17 protein-coding genes are annotated in these 14,275 nt (G+C 70.0%); all 17 read left to right on the top strand.

Features of this window, described 5'->3' with window-relative positions; all coding sequences use genetic code 11:
• Positions 1-4 precede the first annotated feature (4 nt).
• Positions 5-424 carry a hypothetical protein gene (locus tag AB4K12_RS22180; RefSeq protein WP_368435857.1) on the top strand — a complete coding sequence of 140 codons (420 nt, stop codon included), beginning with the start codon at positions 5-7 and terminating at the stop codon, positions 422-424.
• Positions 425-670: 246 nt separating this feature from the next.
• Positions 671-1,117, top strand: a complete 447-nt coding sequence (locus tag AB4K12_RS22185; protein WP_368435858.1) for a helix-turn-helix domain-containing protein — start codon at positions 671-673, stop codon at positions 1,115-1,117.
• A gap of 6 nt (positions 1,118-1,123) precedes the next feature.
• A complete protein-coding gene (locus AB4K12_RS22190) occupies positions 1,124-2,356 on the top strand; it encodes a PBSX family phage terminase large subunit (protein ID WP_368435859.1) in 1,233 nt (410 codons plus the stop codon).
• Positions 2,357-2,428: 72 nt separating this feature from the next.
• The gene (locus AB4K12_RS22195) at positions 2,429-2,863 is read left to right on the top strand and encodes an HNH endonuclease signature motif containing protein (RefSeq protein ID WP_368435860.1); all 435 of its coding nucleotides are present in this window, start codon (positions 2,429-2,431) and stop codon (positions 2,861-2,863) included.
• Between the two features lie 28 nt (positions 2,864-2,891).
• The gene (locus tag AB4K12_RS22200; RefSeq protein ID WP_368436083.1) at positions 2,892-4,325 is read left to right on the top strand and encodes a phage portal protein; all 1,434 of its coding nucleotides are present in this window, start codon (positions 2,892-2,894) and stop codon (positions 4,323-4,325) included.
• Between the two features lie 49 nt (positions 4,326-4,374).
• A complete protein-coding gene (locus AB4K12_RS22205; protein ID WP_368435861.1) occupies positions 4,375-4,899 on the top strand; it encodes a hypothetical protein in 525 nt (174 codons plus the stop codon).
• A 17-nt stretch (positions 4,900-4,916) separates the two neighbouring features.
• Complete coding sequence (locus tag AB4K12_RS22210) at positions 4,917-7,175, top strand: phage minor capsid protein (RefSeq protein WP_368435862.1); 2,259 nt, start codon at positions 4,917-4,919, stop codon at positions 7,173-7,175.
• 19 nt (positions 7,176-7,194) lie between these two features.
• A complete protein-coding gene (locus AB4K12_RS22215; RefSeq protein WP_368435863.1) occupies positions 7,195-7,365 on the top strand; it encodes an Rmf/CrpP fold protein in 171 nt (56 codons plus the stop codon).
• 243 nt (positions 7,366-7,608) lie between these two features.
• Entirely contained in the window at positions 7,609-8,253 is a 645-nt protein-coding gene (locus tag AB4K12_RS22220) for a hypothetical protein (protein ID WP_368435864.1), read from the top strand.
• 11 nt (positions 8,254-8,264) lie between these two features.
• Positions 8,265-9,131 carry a N4-gp56 family major capsid protein gene (locus AB4K12_RS22225; protein WP_368435865.1) on the top strand — a complete coding sequence of 289 codons (867 nt, stop codon included), beginning with the start codon at positions 8,265-8,267 and terminating at the stop codon, positions 9,129-9,131.
• Between the two features lie 4 nt (positions 9,132-9,135).
• Positions 9,136-9,534, top strand: a complete 399-nt coding sequence (locus AB4K12_RS22230; protein ID WP_368435866.1) for a hypothetical protein — start codon at positions 9,136-9,138, stop codon at positions 9,532-9,534.
• Positions 9,528-9,851, top strand: a complete 324-nt coding sequence (locus AB4K12_RS22235) for a hypothetical protein (protein WP_368435867.1) — start codon at positions 9,528-9,530, stop codon at positions 9,849-9,851. The genes AB4K12_RS22230 and AB4K12_RS22235 overlap by 7 nt, the downstream gene beginning before the upstream one ends.
• Entirely contained in the window at positions 9,848-10,201 is a 354-nt protein-coding gene (locus tag AB4K12_RS22240; protein WP_368435868.1) for a hypothetical protein, read from the top strand. The genes AB4K12_RS22235 and AB4K12_RS22240 overlap by 4 nt, the downstream gene beginning before the upstream one ends.
• A gap of 20 nt (positions 10,202-10,221) precedes the next feature.
• Positions 10,222-10,632, top strand: a complete 411-nt coding sequence (locus AB4K12_RS22245; RefSeq protein WP_368435869.1) for a minor capsid protein — start codon at positions 10,222-10,224, stop codon at positions 10,630-10,632.
• A gap of 8 nt (positions 10,633-10,640) precedes the next feature.
• A complete protein-coding gene (locus AB4K12_RS22250; RefSeq protein WP_368435870.1) occupies positions 10,641-11,150 on the top strand; it encodes a phage tail tube protein in 510 nt (169 codons plus the stop codon).
• Entirely contained in the window at positions 11,150-11,632 is a 483-nt protein-coding gene (locus AB4K12_RS22255; RefSeq protein ID WP_368435871.1) for a hypothetical protein, read from the top strand. The genes AB4K12_RS22250 and AB4K12_RS22255 overlap by 1 nt, the downstream gene beginning before the upstream one ends.
• Positions 11,633-11,899: 267 nt before the next feature.
• The gene (locus tag AB4K12_RS22260) at positions 11,900-14,275 is read left to right on the top strand and encodes a phage tail tape measure protein (RefSeq protein WP_368435872.1); all 2,376 of its coding nucleotides are present in this window, start codon (positions 11,900-11,902) and stop codon (positions 14,273-14,275) included.

Genomic DNA, 14,275 nt, shown 5'->3' on the forward strand with positions numbered 1-14,275 from the left:
TCCCATGACCAAGCGAGACGGCAAGGCCGAGCAGGCGCGCGAGGAGATCGAGGCGGACCTGAAAGACGACCCGGAGGTGACTTGGCTCGCGCGGGACATCATCGCCGTCGTCAAGAAGCACCGGGCAGCCGAGCGCAAGCACGCGACCGAGGTCGCTGCCCGCCTGGAGGGGGCCCGACAGGTGGCAGGCGCAGAGGCTGCGGACGCCGAGGCGGCCGAGCATCTGACGCTCGCCGAGGCCGGGCGCATCCGCCGCGCGTACAAGGTCGCCCAGACTGCAACGCCGCGCTTGATCCTCGACGCCAATTCCAACGGCTTGAACGCGACCGAGATCGCGCGTGAGCTTGACGTATCAGGCTCGTACGTCGCCCGCTTCCTGCGAGAGAACGGCCGTCAGGAGAACCCCGAGGGGAGCCAGGGATAAGGGCGAGCCCGTCCTGCGTCTCCACCGCCGGACGGGCCCTAACCGCGGACGGGAGCAACCCCCGCCCGAGGCTGCGCACAGCGTATCTCGAAGAGCTCACCGAACAGACTTGCGCCGTTATCGATTCGTGACCTAATGTTGGCCGTGCCTCCGGCGTGCCCGGAAACTCTGGCCCTCTCACCCGAACGCCCCGTCGCCCTCCCCCCTGGCGACGGGGCGTTCGCCGTTCCCCCGGGAGGTGAGCGCGTGGCCGAGCCGATCACCGACCGGGACCGCGCAGAGGTGCGCCGGCTCCACGCGGAGGGCAAGACCCGCAACGCCATCGCCCGGGAGACCGGCCGCAGCGCTGCGACCGTCTCGAAGATCGCTGCACAGGAGGGGCTCGCCTTCTCCGGCGGTGCCCGGGTCGCAGCAGCGACCGAGGCGCGGCGCGCTGATTCTGCAGCACGCCGCGAGCAGCTCGCCGAGGACTCCCTCGACGCCGCCCTGTGCCAGGTCGAGCAGACCGTCGGCGCGGACTCCGCTCGCGACGCGCGCGACCGCGCCACCGCCGCTCGCGCCCTGACTGAGGTACACGTCCGCGTCTCCGAGCTTGCTCGCCACAGCGGCACCGGAAGCACCGGCGGATCGATGCTCGACCGCCTCGCCGACGCTCTGCTCGGGCCGGCTGGAGGTGACGAACAGGGGGTGTAACGGCCCTTGCCGCTCCCCCTGTCAGACAAGCAACTCGACTCGATCCGGCGCTCGTTCAACGCCCGCATTTCGATCTGGCACGGCAGCGTTCGGTCGGGCAAGACCATTGCGTCGCTGCTCGCGTTCCTGATCTCCATACGGCGCGCGCCGGCAACCGGCTTGATCCTGCTGTGCGGCCGATCGCTGCAAACGATCGAACGCAACATCCTCGAACCGCTGCAAGATCCCGAACTGTTCGGCTCGGACGTCACGGCGGAGGTACGACACACCCGCGGCGCGACCACGGCAAGCATCCTCGGCCGTACGGTCCACCTGATCGGCGCGTCGGACGCGCGGGCCGAGGGCCGGCTGCGCGGCGCGACGGCCTGCCTCGCCTACGTCGACGAAGGGACGTTGGTCCCCGAGGGCTTTTGGACGCAGCTACTCGCGCGTCTGTCCGTGCCTGGGGCGCGGCTGCTGGCCACCACGAACCCCGACGGGCCGCGACACTGGCTCAAGGCGTCGTACCTTGACCGCGAGACCGAGCTCGACCTCGCCGCCTTTCACTTCCGCCTCGCCGACAACCCCTCGCTAGCGCCGGCCTACGTTGCCGCACTGTCCGCCGAGTACAGCGGACTATGGCGCCGCCGGATGATCGATGGCGCATGGGTCGTCGCCGAGGGCTCGGTCTACGACTGCTACGACGAGCAGCAGCATGTCGTCGACGAGCTGCCGGAGATGCGTCGGTACTGGCTCGGCATCGACTACGGCACCGTCAACCCGTTCTCCGCGGTCCTGCTCGGACTCGGCGCCGATGAACGGCTGTACGCGGTCGCCGAGTGGCGATACGACTCCCGCGCCCACCACCGGCAGATGACCGACGCCCAGTACAGCGCGGCCGTACGCGGCTGGCTCGACGAGCTCGGCGTTACGCCCGAGTGGACGTTCGTGGACCCGAGCGCCGCCTCCTTCTCCACACAGTTGTGGACAGACGGGCACCCCGGGGTCGCCCGTGCCGACAACACCGTGCTGGACGGGATCCGCAGCGTCTCGAACGTGCTCGACGCTGGTCTGCTGCGCATCCACCGCTCGTGCGCCGGCCTGCTGGCCGAACTACCCGGCTACGCATGGTCGGAGCAGGCCGCCGCCCGCGGCGAGGACCAGCCGATCAAGGCGAACGACCACTCGTGCGACGCGCTGCGCTACGCCGTGCACTCCACCGCCCACGAGTGGCGCCACCACCTCGCGCGCGCCCAGTAGCCACCCACCACCAACATGCCCCGGCCGCCCGCCGGGGCGCGCCGCGGTTCCGCACATCAAGGGGGACACGCGATGCATACGACGTGGGCCAACCGCTTCCTCGACAAGGTCACCCGGACCGATGACGGCTGCTGGGAGTGGACGGGCTCGATCAAGCCGAGCGGGTACGGGCAGGTACGGGTCGGGGATCGCGTGCGCTCCGCGCACCGCGTCGCGTACGAGCTTGCGCATGGGGAGATACCCGACGGGCTCGTGATCGACCACCTATGCCGCCGGCGCAATTGCGTCCGGATCGACCACCTTGAAGCCGTTACGCAGCGGATCAACGTGCGGCGAGGCATCAGTGCCGCGGCCCACCGCGCCCGTCAGACCCACTGCTGCCGCGGGCACGCCTTCGACGCCGCCAACACCTACGTAGCGCCCAACGGAACCCGCAAATGCCGGCGGTGCCGTGCCGCAGCTCAGAACCGCGCACGACGTCAGGGGGTGACCTGTGTCCCTGCCTGAGAGTGGCTCGGCGTGGCCGCCGGCGCACATGACGGCCGCGTACCGGGAGATGCGCACGGATGATGCGTGGTACTCCGGGGACCGGACGAGACTCGCGCACGTCTACCGGGACGCCGGGCATCGGCGGGATGGGCATCGGCGTCTGTGGTCACGGCACCGTGGACCCGAGCCCGGTCACCGCGACCGCCGGATGCACATCCCCCTCGCCGCGGACATCGCCAGCACATCCGCCTCGTTGCTGTTCTCCGAGCCGCCCACGTTCACCGTGAGCGACAGCGCCACACAGGGCCGGCTCGCCGAGCTCGCCGAGGCCGACGGCGTGGCCAACACGCTGTTGGAGGCGGCCGAGGTGTGTGCCGCGCTCGGCGGCGTGTACCTGCGCGTCACGTGGGATGCGTCGCTCGTCGCCCGTCCGCTGCTGACCGTCATGCACGCCGACCGCGCCGTTCCCGAGTTTGTGTTCGGCATCCTGCGCGGCGTGACCTTCTGGCGCGTCCTGTCCTCGGACGGCGGCGCAACCGTGTGGCGGCATCTGGAGCGCCACGAGCCTGGCCTGATCACACATGGCCTCTACCAGGGGACGGCCGATCAGCTCGGCCGGCGCGTGCCGCTCACCGAGCATCCCAGTACCGCGCCGCTCGCCGCCTCGCTCGGGCCGGCTGGCGACGCGATCGAGACCGGGGTGCCGATGCTCACTGCGGTCTACGTGCCCAACATGAGGCCCCACCGACTCGACCGCGAATCCCCGCACGGCAGATCCGACTTTCAGGGCGCGCACGACATGTTCGACGAGCTTGACGAGGTCTGGTCGAGCTGGATGCGGGACATCCGGTTGGCGCGGGCCCGGCTGATCGTGCCGGACGCCTACCTTCGTGATCACGGCCCGGGACGTGGCGCGAGTTTCGATGCCGATCGCGAGATCTGGCAGACGGTGAGCGTGCCGCCGACGGAGAACGCGGGAATCACCCTGGCGCAGTTCGCGATCCGGGTCGAGGAGCACCAGGCGAGTGCGGATGCGCTGACGCAGCAGGCCGTACGGTCGGCCGGCTACAGTCTCCAAAGCTTCGGGCTCGGCGATCAGGTCGCCGCCGCGACCGCGACCGAGGTCACCGCGCGCGAGCGCAAGAGCATGATCACACGAGACACCAAAGCCAGGTACTGGGCACCTGCGGTCGCCGATGCACTGCACACGATGCTCGCCCTGGATCAGCAACTCTTCACCCCCGGGATCGTCCCCGAGCGGCCGAAGATCGCGTTCGGAGACGCTGTCTCGGAGGATCCGCAGTCGGTCGCGCAGACGCTCTCCCTGCTCACTCAGGCGCAAGCCGTGAGCGTCGACACGCGCGTGCGGCTGCTGCATCCGGAGTGGGACGACGACGCCGTACAGATCGAGGTCGAGCGCATCCTCGTCGAGACCGGCGCGGCAGTGCCCGACCCGATGCAGCTCGGCGCGCTCGCGTAATCCTGAAGACAGCCCCCGAGGGGCAGCGACCTGCGGAACACTGGCCAATATGGCCGATATTGAGCTGTGGATTGCCGGCTTAACCAGTGGCACGGCGATCATTGCGAGCTGGGTTACCAGCAGGGGGCACACTCGTGCCGCGCGCGACCGGGTCAGGCTTGAGGCTGCTGCCCAGCGCGACGAGCGACGGCGAGAGATTCGACGAGTCGCGTACCTCGACCTCATCACGCACACTCAGGATCAACGCAAGATCCTTTGGGCCATTCGGGACGCCCATAAATCTCCCGTCCCCGAAGAGCGCGCCACCGTTCTTCATGAACAACTAGCTGCTGCACGGGAGGCATACGACACGTTCGTTAGGCTCATGCAGGTGGTCTCGCTCGAAGGCCCCTCCCAAGTAGCCGAGTGCGCCGAGTCCATGCGGGCGCCCCTGGCCCTTGCCCGGCGAGAAGTGCAATCCCTCGCGGAGGCGCGGTCCCACTCGCTTCAGGCACTAGAGCACCTGAACCTAGAGATCCACACAGCGTTGTTGGGCTTCATCAGCGAAGCGAACAAGGCGCTGAACTCCATGTAGCAATACAAGGGGGTGCTGTGCCGATCCATCCGGGTATGGTCGAGGACCTGTCGGCCAGCGTCCTGGCCCTGTACGCAGACGCCGAGCAGCGGCTGCTCGGCGTCGTCGCGCGGCAGCTCGCCGACGGTTTCGAGGCGCCCGGTTGGGCCACGGCCAAACTTCGGGACGTGCAGGCGCTGCGCCGCGGTGCGCAGGGGGTCGTCGACGCGCTCGGCACGGCCATGCAGGTTGAGGTCTTCGACGCGGTCGCCGAGGCGTACACCGTCGGGGCCCGTTCTGGTCTCGCTGAGCTCGGCGCCCTGGACGACGTCGACGCCCGCCGGATCGCCGAGAGCACGCCCAACGGCCGTGCCGTTGACCGCCTCGCGCAGGAGACGATCGATCTCGTCGAGGCCACCCACCGCGGCATTCTGCGCGGCGTGGAAGACGGATACCGGCAGGTGATCGCCGAGGTGTCCGCAACGCCCCTGCTCGGCATCGACACCCGGCGCCAGGCCACACAGCGCGCGATGGAGCGTTTCGCCGACCGCGGTTTGAGGGCGTTCGTGGACCGGGCCGGCCGGTCGTGGCAGATGACGAGCTACGCCGAGATGGCCACCCGCACCAGCGTCGGGCGCGCTGCAGTCGAGGGACACACTGACCGTCTGCGCGCCGCTGGCCTCGACCTCGTGATCGTCTCCAACGCTCCGCACGAGTGCCCCCTGTGCCGGCCCTTCGAGGGCAAGGTGCTGTCGATCGACGGCCCGTCGGGGGCGCGCGAGGTGGACGTCGAGCACGCCGTCGAGGACGGCCGTACCGTGCGTGTGACCATCGCCGGATCACTCGACGAAGCGCGCACCCGCGGGTTCCAGCACCCCAATTGCCGGCACTCGGTCGCCGCGTACCTGCCCGGCGTCACCCGCGAGCCCACCGAGCACGCCACCGACCCAGACGGATACGAAGCGACCCAGCAGCAACGGGCGATCGAGCGCGGCATCCGCAAGTGGAAGAACCGCGCCGCTGCCGCGACCGACCCGGACGCGAAAAAGGCGGCCGAGGCCCGTGTGCGGCAGTGGCAGAAGCGCCAGCGCGAGCACCTGGCCGCGCATCCCGAGCTCATCCGGCGCCGCGAGCGCGAGCAGATCGGCGCCGGCAACAAAACCTCGAGTGACGGAACGGCCGGCTGGCCCGGCTCGCCGAGCGGTCCGGGGACGGACGCGTTCGAGGCCGCGCGCGTGCGCTCCGGCGACGCTCGCACTCTGCCCGAGATGAGCGACGAGCAGCTCGGCGCCGCCATCCGCTCGAACGTCCTCGACCGGCGCGACCGGGACCGGATCGGCGCCGAGGCCGACCGGCGCGACGAGCAGGTGCTGCTCGACCGCGTGCGCCCCGCCGGCCGCCTGGCCGACAACCTCGCCGTCTTCTCCGACGACGAGCTCGCGCGCGTCTCCGGCCACCTGGGCGACGACGACATGCTGCGCGTCATGGCCGAGATGGACCGACGTGACATCGACGCCGCCCTGCCCGGCGCCCGCCGGGACCTGATTGGCCTATCCGAGCGCGAGCTCGCCGACCGGGCCCGCCGCGCCGGCGACACCGAGCGCGCTGCCCTGGATGCCGAGGCGCACCGCCGGCAGCTGCTCGGCGACGTGTTCCCCGGCGGCCGGCTGGCCGCTGATCTCTCCGGCGTCGGCGACGACGCCCTCGGGTGGGCGATCCGGTACGCCAGGGACGACGACGCGCTGCGGATCGCCGCCGAGCTCGACCGCCGGTACCCGCCGGCCCCGATGCCGAAGGCGGCCGGAGCGCACACCGTCGAGGGGCAGCTCGCCGACCGCGCCGCCCTCGACGAGGTCCTCGGCCCGGCCGGCGACCCCGACGACTGGGCGCACCTGGCCGACGACCTGCCCGACGATCCGTATGTGGGCATGTCCGCGGCCGAGCGCTGGATCGCCGAGCGCGAGGCCGCGCAGCAGGCGCAGCGCACCGCGTACAGCCGGTCGCAGGTACAGGAGATGTACCGCGAGCACGTGTACGCGCAGTACATGGCCGCCGAGGATGAGCTGCGCGGCGTGCTGCTCTCCCGCGAGGCCGACCTCGCGGGCGTGGACCCGATCAGCCTGTTCACGGGCCCCGCTCACGTCGCCTACGCCCGTGCGTCGGAAGAGCTCAAGCGATGGTGGCAGATCCACCCGCGCACTACGCTGGCGGAGTACACCGAGCAGGTCACCGGCATACGGAGCAGCGCTGCGGACACCGCCCGCGCACGCCGCACCGAACACGACAACAAGCTCTAACCGAGGGGACGTTTACCGGATGGGTTCACGGGCCGACATCGTCCAGGCCATGCAGGACGGACGCCGCGCGGGCGCCGCCGGCGACCGGCCGACTGCGTGCCCCTACCCGGCCGGGAACCTGCTGCGCTCCGCGTGGCTGCGCGGGTACGCCGCCGCCCGCCCCCTCCCTGGCGAGACCAACCCCCAGTAGCGGCAGGCGGGACGAGTCCCCCACGGCCCGCAGGTCCCGCAGCTCACCAGGAGCACCGCCGGCTCGACACCGGCCGGGACCACCGGGGGGCCGCGCCGCCCATTAGTAACCGACCCCCGCCCCGCACGCGGGGGTGAGCCGAACGGGGTTGGAAGCCCGCACGGCCCCCCTTCCTTCCCTTTCACGGCCCGCCCTCGGCGGGCCTTTTTTCATGCCCGCACCAGCCCGGAGGGTCCTTTCCCCATGTCCGATCCCACCCCGGCCGCCCCGGCAACAGGCACCGAGCCCACCCCCGACATGGGCCCGGCCGCCCCGCCGCCAGCGCCGGCCCCCGCAGCTCCGACGGCGCCCGATCCGGCGACCGAGCAGGCCCTCGTCGAGGCGCAGCGCGAGCGCGAGCAGGCCACCGCAGACCGCGATCAGCTTCACGCCGCACTGCGCCGGCTGCTCGATCCCGAGGGCGCGCAGGGCGAGGCAGACCCGGCCAGGCTCGCCGAGCAGGCTGCCAGCGAGCGCGACCAGGCCCTCGCCGAGGCGCGCCGGCTGCGCGTCGAGCTCGCCGCCCACCAGGCCGCGCACGCCGCGGGCGCCGACCCCGGCCGGCTGCTGGACTCCCGCGCGGTCGAGCGGCAGCTCGCCGACCTCGACCCCACCGACGGCAAGTTCGGCGAGCAGCTCGGCCAAATGATCGCCGCCGCGGTCGAGGCACACCCCCACCTGCGCGCAGCTCCGGCCGGCCCGACCCGCGGGGGCGCCGACTTCTCCAGCGGTCCCGCACAGCAGATCACCCCGGCCCAGTTCGCGCGGCTCACCTACGCGCAGCGCGTCGAGCTGCACCAGTCTGACCCCGACCTGTACCGGCAGTTGTCTGCCGCGTCCGAGAACTAAGGAGGCGCCGCATGGCGACCGGCACGACCACATCCGCACAGATGCTCATCCCCGAAGTGTGGGCCGACATGGTCGCGGCGAAGTTCCGGGGCTCCATGGTCCTGGGCACGCTCGCGATCAACGACAACACCCTCGAAGGCATCCCCGGTGCGTCGATCGACTTCCCCAAGTGGAAGCCGCTGGGCGAGGCAGACGAGCTCGACGAGGCCACCCCGATGACCCCCGAGCAGCTCGGCACCGACAAGGGCGCCCGAGCCACGATCCGGGAAATCGGCAAGGCCGTTCGCTTCACAGACAAGTCCCGGCTTGTGGCGTTCGGCGACCCCTACGCCGAGGCGCAGCGGCAGCTCGGCATCCTGATTGCCCGGCGTATCGACCGGGACCTGACGGCCGCGGCCGAGGCTCCCGGCGCGATCACCGTCGACGCCGCGGCTAAGGCCCTGTCCTGGGATGTCATGGTCGACGGCATCGCGCGCTTCCGGGACGAGTGGGATCCCGAGAACATGGCCGGAATCGTGATCCACAGCTCGCAGCGCGCGAGCCTGCTCAAGGATCCGAACTTCATCTCGGCCGACAAGCTCGGCGCCGGCGGCGCGGTGATCCCCCGCGGCGTGATCGGCCAGGTGGGCGGCGTCAACGTCCTCGTCTCGGACCGCGTCACCACCACTCCGAGCCCCGACGGTAAGGCCCCGACCACCTACAACGCCCTGATGATCAGGCGCGGGTCGCTCGGCCTGCTCTACAAGCGGCAGCCGCTGGTCGAGACCGACCGGGACGTGCTTGCCCGCTCGACCGTGCTCACCACGACCGTGCACTACGCCACGCACCGACTCGACGACGAGGGGATCGTCGTCCTGAAGACGCAGGGGGCCGCGTAGCGCCGTGGCTCGACTTCCCTACGCGACCCCTGAGCAGCTCGCCGCGTGGACGGGACACCCGGCGCCGCCCGACGCCGAGCGGCTGCTCGCCAGGGCGGCCGAGGACATCGACTCGGCCCTGCTCACCTCGGTCTATCCCGTCGACGACGACGGCGACCCCACCGACCCGGACATCGCCGCTGCTCTGTCCGCCGCCACGTGCGCACAAGTCGAGTGGCAGCTCGCCACAGGCGACGACGGGACGGGCGCGAGCGGCACATGGGACTCGGTCTCGATCGGCCCCGTGAGCCTGTCCGGCCGCACCGGGCGCAGCGCCGGCTCGTCCGGCGTCGAGCTCGCCCCGCGCGCCGACCGGGCCCTGCGCCGCGCTGGCCTGTCGCCCGGACGGATCTACGCATGGTGACCCGCGTCCCGCTGGCCCTGCTGCGCCACCGGATCACCGTCGAGCCGTACGCGGGAGAAGGGGCGTACGGCGAGCAGTACCGGCACGCCATCCCGGACGTGCCGGCGCTCGTCGACTCCTCCCCTCGGCTCGTCCGCGCCGCGGACGGCCGGCAGGTCACCGCCACCGCAACTGTGATCGCGGGGCCGACGCTGGACTGCCCGCCCGGATCAAAGATCACCCTGCCCAACGGCCGCACCACTAAGGCGATCACCGTCAACCACCACACCGCCCCGGGTCTGCCGGTGCCGGCCTGTACGGAGGTGAGCTGCGAGTGAGCCAATCCGTACGACTCCAGTGGAACGGCGCCGCCGCAACCGAGCTCATGCGCCGCGCCGCGGCTCGGGGCCTGCTGCTCGGCGCCGAGCATGTGCTCGCCGCGAGCAGGCAGCGCGTACCGATCAACGAGGGCACCCTCGAACGGAGTGGCGCTGCCTCAGTCGACGAGCAGTCGATGACCGCCGCCGTGTCCTACGACACGACATACGCGGTGAGGGTCCATGAGGACATGAACGCGCGGCACAGTCCCGGCCGATCGGCGAAGTACCTCGAATCCGTGCTGCCGGAAGTGTCCGGCGAGGTGCAGGCGCTGATCGCCGCGCAGGTCCGGCGCGCGTTGGGCGGCTGATGTCGTACACCACCGATCTCTTGGACGGTCTCGCCCGACTCCTGCACGAGCAGGGTGTCGGCACCTACCGGCCCGAGGGCGTGTACGCCCCGGGCGAGACCGCGATCACGGTCGCCGCCATGCCGCCGGCCCCCGACCGCGCGATCTGCCTCTCGGCTTACGTCGTCGCCGACTCTTCCGTGCTCACGGACACGACGACGGGCGTGCAGGTGCGCACCCGCGCAGGGGCAGACCCGCGCGAGGTCGACGCCCTCGATGATCTGCTGTTTTCCGTCCTGCAGGGCGCCGGGCCGTTCCTCTTCGGAGCGGTCCGGGTGCAGCTCATCACCCGTGCCTCGGGGGCCCCGATCGGCGCCGATTCCTCCGGCCGCATGGAGCGCAGCTCTAACTACTACCTCCGCGCGCACCGCGCGCACCCCCATCTCGAATAGGAGGCCCTATGGCTACGCCTACGCCGCCGGCCGAGACCGTGACCGCGCTTGCGAGGCGCTACCGCCTCGAACTCGACATGGGCGCGAGCGGCACCCCGAATTGGACCCTGATACCGGGGATCACCGAATTCACACCGAAAGTGGAACCCACCCAGCAGGATGTCACGAGCTACGACGCCGACGGGTGGAGCGAGCAGGCCGTGACCATGCTCGCGTGGTCCGTTGAGACGACGATGGCGCATCGAGCGCACCCCGTGACGGGGAAGTTCAATGCGGCGCAGGAAGCGCTCAGAAAGGCGAGCATGTCTTTCGGCGCCGCCTCTTACGTCAAGGTCCGGTATTACGACCGCACCGGGCAGGACGACGCTCAGGAAGGCACCGCGCTCGTCACGTGGGAGCCCGACGGCGGCGGCCCGGATGAGATCGACTCGATCAAGGTCACGTTGACCGGGTCGGGCCCTCTGGTGCAGATCGTCAATCCGGTGGCCGGTACACCGCCGAAGGTGGTGGCTGCCTGATGGCTTTCGAGGCACTCGGCGAGCTGCTCGACGAGACGCTCGCCCTGCCGATCGGCGACACCCTGTACGTGGTGCCGGCTCCGTCTGCCGAGGTCGGGCTGCGGGTGCAGGCGATCATTCACGCCGCCGCAGTCGCGGCCGACGGCGGTCGGGTCGACGAGGAAGTACTCGGCGACGCGGCCGAGCGCGACCTGTACCGCGACGTCCTCGGCGAGGCGTACGACCGCATGCTCGCCGACGGTGTGACGTGGCCCGCCCTCAAGCACAGCGCAGTCACGGCCATGGTGTGGATCTCGCAGGACAAGGCCGCGAGCGAGCGCTATTGGAATTCGGGCGGCGACCCAAATCGAGCGGCCCCGAATCGGCAGGCACGCCGCAACCGATCGGCCGGGGCGAACTCGACGTCGAATCGGGGCTCTACGAATGGTACGAGTGGCCGGAAGGCCACCACCCGCGCAAAGGCGCGGCCGGCCCGTCCCTGACGTGGCCCCAAATCCTCAGCGAATGGCCCCTCATCGAGGCTGACCTGCACGAGGTCTACGGCATCGATCTCGGCGACCCCTCCCTGCTGCGCGCCCGTACATGGCGATGGCTACGCGTACGCATTCTCGCGCTCCTAAGCGCTGAATCACGCCTCGCCCGCGTGCTCACACCCCCACCCGACCCTTCCCCCACCTCAGGGGGTGCAACTCCCCGGAGGTGATGAGCACATGCCCCTCCGGGTTGGCGAGCTCGCCGCCACACTCAGCGTGGACGACAGCGCGGTTGGCCCCGGCACTCAGCGGGCCGAGGCGACGGTGCGCGCGAGCGGCGCGCAGATGGCCGCAGACGCAGACCGCGCCGGCCAGCAGGCCGGACGGGATCTCGGCGACGGCGTCGCCGAGGGCGCGAGCGCCGGCGGCGAACGGGCATCGAACGCCTTGAAATCCGGTCTGTCCAAGCTCGGCGCGGCGGCCCTCGGCATCGGCATTGGCGCGGCCCTTATGGGCGGCATCAGTCAGGCCCTCGAACAAGGGAAGGTGCAGGGCAAGCTACGGGCCCAGATGGGCAGTTCCGGCCCGATCGCCGCCGAGTACGGCAAGGCAGCCGGGCAACTCTACTCCGGCGCGATCGTCGACTCGGTCGAGGACGGCGCCGAGATCATGAAGGGGATCGCACAGAACGGTCTCCTACCGCCCGAGGCGACGCAGTCCCAGATTCAGACGATGGGCCGGCGCGTCGCCGATACGGCCTCCGTCATGGGCGAGGACGTCAGCAAGGTAAGCCGCGCAGTCGGCGTCATGCTGAAGACCGGCGTAGCCAAATCCGCGGATGAGGCTATGGACGTCCTCGTCAAGGGCTCACAGAACGGCGTCAACGCCGCCGAGGACCTGCTCGACACCTACAGCGAATACCCCACCGAGTTCCGACAGTTGGGCCTCGACGCAAAGACGTCCATGGGCCTGATGTCCCAGGGACTCAAAGGCGGCGCGCGCGATGCCGACGTCGTCGCCGACGCGCTCAAAGAGTTCACGCTGCAAGCGCAGGGGATGAGCGACACCACCAAGACGGCTTACGAGGACCTCGGCCTTTCCGGCGAGAAAATGCAGGAGGTATTCCGGAAGGGTGGACCCGCAGCAGGAAAAGCGTTCGAGGAGATCATCACCAAGCTGCGAGCCGTCAAGGACCCCGCCAAGAAAAGCGAGATCGCCCTCGGCCTCTTCGGCACCAAATTCGAAGACATGCAGCAGGCCATCTATGCCCTTGACCCCGCTCACGCAGTCGACGCCCTCGGCGACGTCAAGGGGGCGACGGACAAGGCCGGCGACGCAATGCGAGACAACGCCGCAACGAAGATCGAGGTATTCAAGCGGGCGCTTGAAACGAAATTCGTCAACCTTATCGGCGGCAAGGTAATACCCGTGGTCGAGAAGCTCGCCGACTGGATCGGAGCGGGCGGACTCGGTAAAGCATGGTCCGCCTCGACTCAATTCATAAAGGAGCACTCGACAGAGCTCACCGCCGCCGCAACGGTGATCACCGTCCTGATGCTGCCGACCCTCGTCACCCTGGCCACTCAGATGGGAGTGACGACGGCCGCCGTAGTCACGGGGTGGGTGACGCAGGGCGCCGCCGGCGTCGCCGCCGGGGTCCGCTTCCTCGCCACAAATGCGCTGATCATCGGCGGATGGGTGGCGCAGGGAGCCGCGGCCGGCATGGCGGCCCTACGGGTCGTCGGCGCGTGGGTCCTGATGGGGACGCAGTCGACGATTCAGGGCGCCAAAATGGCGGCTGCGTGGGTCATGGGCATGGGGCCCGTCGGCTGGATAACCGCCGCGATTGTCGCCCTGGTCGTCCTCGTCGTTGCCAACTGGGACAGAATCGTTTCTGCGACGTCCGCGGCGTGGGATTGGGTATGGGGCAAGATCAAGGGAATTGGCCAAGCCCTCCTTGATTTCTTCCTCAACTGGACAATCGCCGGGCTCATCATTAGCCACTGGGACTCCATCAAATCCGGCACCGTCCGCGTCTGGGATGCCATTACGAATTGGATATCCGGCATCCCCGGTCGGATAGTGGGCTTCTTCTTCGACTGGCCCCTCGTCGGGACCATCCTCCGACACTGGAGTGCCGTGAAGGATGGCACGTCCCGCAAGGCTGGTGAAATGCTCGACTACGTCCGCGGACTCCCGGGGCGCATCGTCGGCTATTTCGGCGATTTCGGTTCCATGCTGTACGGCAAGGGACAAGACCTCATCCGCGGGCTGTGGAACGGCATTCTCGGCATGGGCGGGTGGCTGCGCTCAAAGCTCATGTCCTGGGCAAGCAGCGCAATCCCCGGACCCATCGCTAAGGCGCTCGGCATTCACTCGCCGAGCCGCCTTATGCGCGACAAGATCGGCAAGTTCATTCCGGCCGGTGTCGTCGAGGGCATCAAGGCCGGCGCTCCCGCCATCGACCGCACCATGCGCAATCTCGTACCCGTCCCATCCGCGCAGTTCTCCACCCCTGGCGGCCCGTCCAATGGCGCCGCGGCCGGAGGGGGTTGGGGGCCAGCGGTGCACATCGAGAACTGGCACGCAGGCAGTGCGAGCGCTGATCAGACCGCGGCGGCGCTCACCTGGCACATGAAAGGCAGGGGGTGA

The sequence above is a fragment of the Streptomyces sp. C36 genome, assembly GCF_040932295.1.
Lineage (GTDB): Bacteria > Actinomycetota > Actinomycetes > Streptomycetales > Streptomycetaceae > Streptomyces > Streptomyces triculaminicus.

Excerpts from the sequence above, each read along its gene's own strand:
- AB4K12_RS22250 (WP_368435870.1), top strand. The coding sequence starts at position 10,641 with ATGGCTACGCCTACGCCGCCGGCCGAGACCGTGACCGCGCTTGCGAGG.
- AB4K12_RS22215 (WP_368435863.1), top strand. The coding sequence starts at position 7,195 with ATGGGTTCACGGGCCGACATCGTCCAGGCCATGCAGGACGGACGCCGC.
- AB4K12_RS22235 (WP_368435867.1), top strand. The coding sequence starts at position 9,528 with ATGGTGACCCGCGTCCCGCTGGCCCTGCTGCGCCACCGGATCACCGTC.
- AB4K12_RS22200 (WP_368436083.1), top strand. The coding sequence starts at position 2,892 with ATGACGGCCGCGTACCGGGAGATGCGCACGGATGATGCGTGGTACTCC.
- AB4K12_RS22225 (WP_368435865.1), top strand. The coding sequence starts at position 8,265 with ATGGCGACCGGCACGACCACATCCGCACAGATGCTCATCCCCGAAGTG.
- AB4K12_RS22220 (WP_368435864.1), top strand. The coding sequence starts at position 7,609 with ATGTCCGATCCCACCCCGGCCGCCCCGGCAACAGGCACCGAGCCCACC.
- AB4K12_RS22180 (WP_368435857.1), top strand. The coding sequence starts at position 5 with ATGACCAAGCGAGACGGCAAGGCCGAGCAGGCGCGCGAGGAGATCGAG.
- AB4K12_RS22195 (WP_368435860.1), top strand. The coding sequence starts at position 2,429 with ATGCATACGACGTGGGCCAACCGCTTCCTCGACAAGGTCACCCGGACC.
- AB4K12_RS22255 (WP_368435871.1), top strand. The coding sequence starts at position 11,150 with ATGGCTTTCGAGGCACTCGGCGAGCTGCTCGACGAGACGCTCGCCCTG.
- AB4K12_RS22205 (WP_368435861.1), top strand. The coding sequence starts at position 4,375 with ATGGCCGATATTGAGCTGTGGATTGCCGGCTTAACCAGTGGCACGGCG.